Consider the following 6969-nt stretch of genomic DNA (forward strand, 5'->3'; position numbering starts at 1 on the left):
GCCGTAGGGCACCCAATAGCTTTCGGTATCGCGCGCCGTGCTGGATTTGCCCAGCGCATTGAGATTGCCGTCAGATGGATCCGTATCCGTTGCATTCTTCAGGTCTCGCTGCGGCATCACATAGGTGCCGGAAAGCTCGCCTGTGACCTGCGCCGGATCGAACAGCAAGTCGATGTCGTAGCCGCCGCGCTCCAGGCCGCCAGCATGCGCCGAGTTCAACGCCGTCCCGATCAAAGCCAGCGAAAAGCACCCCGCCCCCAGCAGTGCTTTATGTCGCAAAATAGTCATGAATGTCCTCCCCGAATTCGAGTGCGGCAAGCTAGAACCAATTCAGGTTAACGGTGCAATAACGAATTCCTGGGGCGTACATGTACATGTTCGCCAAGCGCATTTTCGACACAAAACAAGCCACTGCCGTTAGGCCAAAAAACCGCCTCCGGAGTGTGTGCCGCCCTCAAAACGCGAGAAAAATCCGCCCAAAAGGCTCAAAAATATATGTTTTTGGGGATTCACGGCCCCATTGTTACATTATGGCAACAATGGGGCCAAAACTTTCCGTTTACGTCAACATTAACGCAGCGGAATGCCTATTTTCGAGGCAAGAAGGTCTGATTTCGAAGCCGCCGAGGCGCCACGAATCTGCCCTCAACCAGCGTCGCGAACCCTCGTCAACGCCACCGAAAGCTTGTCCTGCGCGTCGCGGTACTCAGCGAGTTTTTCGCGCTCAGCATCGACGATCTCGGCCGGCGCGCTGGCGACGAATCTCTCGTTCGACAGCTTCTTGTGCAGGCGCGCGATTTCCTCGGTCACCTTGGCCAGTTCCTTCTGCAGCCGTGCCGCTTCGGCGGCGAGATCGATCAGGCTGCCAAGCGGCAGGCAGATCGTCGCCTCGTTGAGCACGATCTGCGCCGAGCCTTTTGGGGCGACATCGGCCAGCGAGATGTCGCCGACCCGCGCCAGCCGCTTGATCGCCGAGTCTTCGCGAACAAGCCGTTCGCGGGTCACCTCGTTGGCGCCGACCACGACCAGCGGCGCGATCGCCGCCGGCGGCACGTTCATCTCCGAGCGCACCGAGCGGATGCCCGAGACGAGATCGACCAGCCAGTTGATGTCGGCGGCAGCCTCTGCGTCCTCGAAGTCCGGCGACGGCCACGCCGCATGGCACAGCAGCGAGGCGCGTTCCTTGCCTTCGCCAGCGGTCTGCGCCCACAGTTCCTCGGTCATGAACGGCATCATCGGATGCAAGAGCTTGTAGATCTCGTCGAGCACGAAGGCGACGCATGCGCGGCTTTCGGCCTTGGCCGCCTCATCCGTGCCCATGAACACCGGCTTCAGGAGTTCCAGGTACCAGTCGCAGAACAGGTTCCAGACGAACCGGTAGGCCGACCCAGCCGCCTCGTTGAAGCGGTATGAGGTGATGCCGTCCGTGATCTCGCGCGCCGCCCGTGTCAGTTCGGTGAGGATCCAGCGGTTGACCRCAAGCTTGGCATCGTTCAGCCAGAAATCGTCGTTGCGCGCGACTTCGTTCATCTCGGCAAAGCGCGTCGCGTTCCACAGCTTGGTGCCGAAATTGCGATAGCCGGCGATGCGCGCCGGATCGAGCTTCACGTCACGGCCTTGCGCCGCCATCACCGTCAGGGTGAAACGCAACGCGTCGGCGCCGTATTCGTCGATGAGGTCGAGCGGATCGATGACGTTGCCTTTCGACTTCGACATCTTCTGCCCGTTCTTGTCGCGCACCAGCGCATGGACGTAGACAGTGTGGAACGGCTCCTCGTCCATGAAATGCAGGCCCATCATCATCATGCGGGCGACCCAGAAGAAAATGATGTCGAAGCCGGTGACCAGCACGTCGGTCTGGTAGTAGGTCTTCAGCTCGGGCGTCTCGTCCGGCCAGCCCAACGTCGAGAACGGCCACAGCGCCGACGAAAACCAGGTGTCGAGCACGTCCTCGTCGCGGATCAGTATCTCGCCCGGCTTGAAGTTCTCGAGCTTGTCTTCGACCCAGGCCTTCCACGGCCCTTCCAGCGCCAGATAATATTCGATCGCCGCACCCAGCGCCTCTTCTTCGGTCTTCTCGACGAAGACGCGCCCGTCCGGCCCATACCAGGCCGGAATCTGGTGACCCCACCACAGCTGGCGCGAGATGCACCAGGGCTGGATGTTTTCCATCCAGTCGAAATAGGTCTTCTCCCAGTTCTTCGGCACGAAATTGGTACGCCCCTCGCGCACCGAGGCGATCGCTGGCTTGGCCAGTTCCGCCGCGTTGGCATACCATTGCTCGGTCAGGAACGGCTCGATCGGCACCCCGCCGCGGTCTCCATGCGGCACCGCATGGTGATGCGGTTCGACCTTTTCCAGGAAGCCGCCTTCTTCCATCAGCTCGACGACCTTCTTGCGCGCGACGAAGCGGTCGAGGCCGTTGAGTTCATCCCAGACTGCCTGCCGCTCCGGCGTCACCTCGAGACCGGCGAGGAAATCCTCATTGTCCTTGAGGCTTATCGCCGCCGCGACGGTGAGGATGTTGATCGCCGGCAGCTTGTGGCGCTTGCCAACCTCGAAATCGTTGAAGTCGTGTGCGGGCGTGATCTTGACCGCACCAGAACCCTTCTCCGGGTCGGAGTACTCATCCGCCACCACCGGGATCTTGCGGCCGACGATCGGCAAGACGATGTTCTTGCCGACCAGATGCCGGAAGCGCTCGTCGTCGGGGTGCACGGCAACGGCGGTGTCGCCCAGCATCGTCTCGGGGCGCGTCGTCGCCACGGTGATGAAGGTTTTCGGATTTTCCGGATCGAAGACCTCGCCCTCGATGGGATAGCGGAAGTGCCACAGATTGCCGTTGACCTCGTGCTGCTCGACCTCGAGATCGGAGATCGCGGTGAGCAGCTTGGGATCCCAGTTCACAAGGCGCTTGTCCTTGTAGATCAGCCCTTCCTTGTAGAGCGTGACGAACACTTCCAGCACCGCCTTGGACAGGCCCTCGTCCATGGTGAAGCGTTCGCGCGACCAGTCGGCCGAGGCGCCGAGCCGCTTCAGCTGGTTGAAGATCGCCCCGCCCGATGCGTCCTTCCACTCCCAGACTTTTTCGATGAACTGCTCGCGTGTCAGGTCGCGGCGGTGGATCTGCTTTTCCATCAGCTGGCGCTCGACCACCATCTGCGTGGCGATGCCGGCATGGTCCATGCCCGGCTGCCACAGCACGTTCTTGCCGCGCATGCGCTCGAAGCGCACCAATATGTCCTGCAGCGTGTTGTTGAGCGCGTGGCCCATATGCAGCGAGCCGGTCACGTTCGGCGGCGGGATGACGATGGTGAAGGCTTCCGCCCCCTCCTCGGCCCCGGCGCCGGCGCGGAACGCGTCGGCGTCTTCCCAGACTTTGGCGATCTTCGGCTCGACGGTTTTTGCGTCGTAGGTCTTTTCAAGCATGGGAAAATGGTCCGCGCTGTCGGGAGTTTTGCTGGTCCGGTGTAAATCGGAAGGTTTTGGCCAAGTCAACCGCAGGGGCTGCCTTGAACCTCAACGTCAAATAGATACGGCCTGGATCAGGTCAAGGAGAGCCACTTGCGTTCCATCGATCAGATTGGCAGCGGGCCTGTTCCTCGGGGAAAGCCGTAGCGCTCGCGCCTTGACCGGCAGGTGCCGCCGCAATACGCTGACAACGCTGCTGTAGGGCGCATCGGCTTCCGGCCGGAGGAGCATTGCCCGCCTACGCCACCTCAACCCCGCAGTGCGCCCATGCCGACCCTCGAACACCACAAGAAACAGGCCAAGCTTTACCTCAAATGGCATCGCGAGCGGTACTATCCCGTCGCTGCTGTGATTGGATGGCTCTTGCCGCGTTTTCGCGATCTCAGCGACAGCCAGATCCTCGATCACGGCTTCAAGCTTGCCGATGCCCAGGAACTCGTCGCCAGGAAGTCAGGTTTCGAGAGCTGGCAGGCGCTGAAGGAAGGCCTTCGAACCGTGACCGATCGTGCAGCACCAGACGCAGCAAAACCGCATCTCGCCTTTGCCGAGCCACAGCTCTTTGTCTGCGACATCGCAGCGGCCTGTGATTTCTACCGGCAAAAGCTCGGCTTCGAGACGCGCTTCACCTATGGCGAGCCACCCTTCTACGCCCAGATCATGCGCGATGGCACGCGGCTCAACCTGCGCCATGTCGACAAGCCGCCATTGGCCGCCAATTCGGCCGATGACCTGCTGGCGGCAACGATCATACTCGACAACATCAAGGCGCTGTTCCTGGAGTTTCAGGCAGCCGAGGCTCCCTTCCACCAGACATTGAGAACCGAACCATGGGGCGCCCGCACGTTCATCGTCAGGGATCCCGACGACAACCTCATTTGCTTCGCGACCAGCGCGGGCTGACCTCATCGACAAAAACGCCGCCTCTACTGCGCCCCGCGCGCCACGCGCTCGATCTCCTCGCGCACCAGCCGCTCGACCAGTGTCGGCAGATTGTTGTCGAGCCAATCCTGCAGCATCGGCCGCAGCATCTCTTCGGCCATCTCGTCGAATGTCTTCTTGCTACGGCTGGCAAACGCATCGGAAAGCTCGCCAAAGGCGGCGGCAACCTGCCTGCCCGTGTGCTCGGAAACGATGGCCGGACGCGGCGCATCGCTGGCCACCGCCGGTCGCACCACGCTTGCGCCCGGATGAGACGGCTCGGGGGCTGCTTCGGCAGTCGGTTCGTCTCTCGGAGCCTCCACCGGCGGCTGGACAACCGGCTTAAGGGCYTCGCCTCTGTCCGGCACAGCTTTGGCGTGATCGCCGACGGCGGCGATCTCGCGCCGCCAATCGGCAACGGGGGCGTCGGCGACAGGGCGCACTGCCAGCGAGTCGGCAATAAGACGCGCTTCCGGCGCGTCGGCCATGAGCGGCGGGGTCGGCTCGGCGGCGACCCGGGCGCTGACTTCTGCAAGTGTCATCGATGGCTTTGCCGGGACGGGCTCGGGGCGCACCGGCGTTTCCATCCGCGTAATCACCGGCTCGGCCGCCGGCAATTGTGCCTGGACTTCCGCTAGCGTCACCGGCTTCTTGATCTCTGGGGCCTGCAGGTCGGCTCGGAATGCCTCTACGTCGGCAACTGCACCGGCGCTCGCCGCCGGCTCCAGGTCCTGGCGCAGCTCGTCGGTGTCGCCCGGCTGCTTGCGGCCGCCGTCGCTGTCCTCGATGATCCTCCTGATGGAAGCCAGTATCTCTTCCATGGAAGGTTCGCGCTGTGCGCTGCTTGCCGTCGCCATCGTCACATCCGCCGCCCTTGTGACCCGTTGCAGATTTCCGCTCCGGCAAAGCCGGATCGAATCATGACGCCAGCGTAACCGACGGATCGCCGCACGAGAATCCCCAATCTGGGGACTTGTGGGATTTCAACAGATTAGACCAGATACCGAACCAACGGGGAGTGGAGCCAAAGAGCTGGCTCAGGCAGGAGGGACCGAAAAGTCCGAGTCGAACCTCTCAGCGGCCGTCCGGCGTACGCAGGCCGAACCATTTGTCCTTGACCGCGTTGTAGTGCTCTTCAGGTCTGTACTTCGTCACCTGCAAGCCAAGGCGGTCGACGGACAGGCGGCCGGTCGCCTGCAGGATGGCATAGCTCGCCACCACCACATCATGTTCAAAGCCAGCCTGGTTGATCTCCGCGGTGATGACCGTCGCCTGTGCGTTGAGGACATCGAGCGTGGTGCGCTGGCCGACATTGCGTTCTTCGATGACGCCGCTCAGTGCTAGCTTCGCGGCCTCGATCACTTGCTTGTTGGCCGTGAGCTGTTGCTGCGCGGCAGTGTACTCGGTCCAGGCGGCGGTGACGGCCTGGCGCACCTGGTCGCGACTGACGTCGACCTCGATGCGGGCCTGGCTGAGCGATTCCTTGTCCTGGCGCACAATCGCCGATTTACGGCCACCGGAATAGATCGGGATGCTCAGCGTGGCCCCGATGTTGGCCGAATTGGTAGTGCCGTCCTGCGACGCGAAGACGCCCGGTACAGTATTGCGATAATCGCTCGAAACACCCGCGCTTGCAGTCAGTTGCGGCAGCAGCGCGCCTTCGGCCGACTTCACCGAAAACGCGGCCGCGTCGACCAGATGCTGGGTGGCAAGGATGGCCGGGTGCTCGTTCGCGGCCACCTCGACGGCAACTGCGAGGCTCGACGGCAACAGTTTTGCCACCGGGGAAGCGGCTTTGAGCTTGCCCGGTTCGTCGCCGACGATCTGGCGATAGCTTGCGGCACTGGACAAGGCTTGCGCGCGGGCGGCGCTCAACGATGCCACGGCGGCGGCCCGCGAAGCGTCGGCCTGCGCGACGTCGGTACGCGTGCCTTCACCAACCTCAAAACGCGAACGCGCCGCGCGCGCCGTCTCGGTCAGGAATTGCAGGTTCTGCTCGGTCAACACGGCGATCTGGCGGTCGCGAATCACGTTCATATACGCCTGCGCCGCGCTGAACAGGGTGTTCTCTTCGGTGTTGCGCAGGGTTTCGACAGAAGCGCGGACCTGCGCTTCGGCGGCGGCGACATTGTTCCTGGTCTGAAAACCGTCGAACAGCGTCTGATTGATCTGGACGCCAAAATTGCCGGTGGTCAGCCGCACGCTTGAGTTCGTGCCGTTGAGATGGCTGCTTGAGTAGTCGATGTCCGCCGACCCGTTGATGGTCGGGCGCCATCCCGACTTGGCGATGGCGACGCTCTCGTCGGTGACGCGGACGCCGGCCCGGGCCGAATTAAGCGAAGAATTGTACTGATAGGCCTTTGCCAGCGCGCCGAGGATGGATTCCGCCGAGGCCGAGAATGGAGAAAGCGCGGTCGCGGAAACGAGGACGGCGGCGAAAAGACTCTTGCGTATAGGCAGGACCATGTATCCCTCATTCGTTGTCCATGGGAACCACGCCACGCCGGCTTCTCCTTCTTGAGCAGCCGGCGCCGCGTGTTCAATGTTCCCTGCTGCTCAGCCCCAAAGTGCCCCCAGTTT

The 6969-nt window shown here is 62.5% G+C and carries 4 protein-coding genes and 1 pseudogene; 1 reads left to right on the top strand and 4 read right to left on the bottom strand.

All coding sequences use genetic code 11. The features are described from left to right. Together ACXJ7R_RS20780 and ACXJ7R_RS20785 are read right to left on the bottom strand one after the other, a co-directional pair. Nucleotides 1-288 (bottom strand): annotated as a pseudogene (locus tag ACXJ7R_RS20780) (transporter); the annotation flags it as partial. A 357-nt stretch (nucleotides 289-645) separates the two neighbouring features. Continuing rightward, entirely contained in the window at nucleotides 646-3429 is a 2784-nt protein-coding gene (locus ACXJ7R_RS20785) for a valine--tRNA ligase (RefSeq protein ID WP_457153483.1), read from the bottom strand. 309 nt (nucleotides 3430-3738) lie between these two features. On the opposite strand from ACXJ7R_RS20785, the gene ACXJ7R_RS20790 reads away from it, so the two are divergent. Then, entirely contained in the window at nucleotides 3739-4371 is a 633-nt protein-coding gene (locus tag ACXJ7R_RS20790) for a bleomycin resistance protein (protein WP_457153484.1), read from the top strand. Nucleotides 4372-4394: 23 nt separating this feature from the next. Here ACXJ7R_RS20790 and ACXJ7R_RS20795 read toward each other — a convergent pair whose 3' ends face one another. Together ACXJ7R_RS20795 and ACXJ7R_RS20800 are read right to left on the bottom strand one after the other, a co-directional pair. Next, on the bottom strand, nucleotides 4395-5246 hold the full coding sequence (locus ACXJ7R_RS20795; RefSeq protein ID WP_457153485.1) for a DUF2497 domain-containing protein: 852 nt from the start codon (nucleotides 5244-5246) through the stop codon (nucleotides 4395-4397). 217 nt (nucleotides 5247-5463) lie between these two features. After that, nucleotides 5464-6855 (bottom strand): TolC family outer membrane protein, encoded by a 1392-nt coding sequence (locus tag ACXJ7R_RS20800; RefSeq protein WP_457153486.1) that lies wholly within the window; start codon nucleotides 6853-6855, stop codon nucleotides 5464-5466. Between the last annotated feature and the right edge of the window lie 114 nt (nucleotides 6856-6969).

The organism is Mesorhizobium sp. P5_C1 (assembly GCF_054049815.1).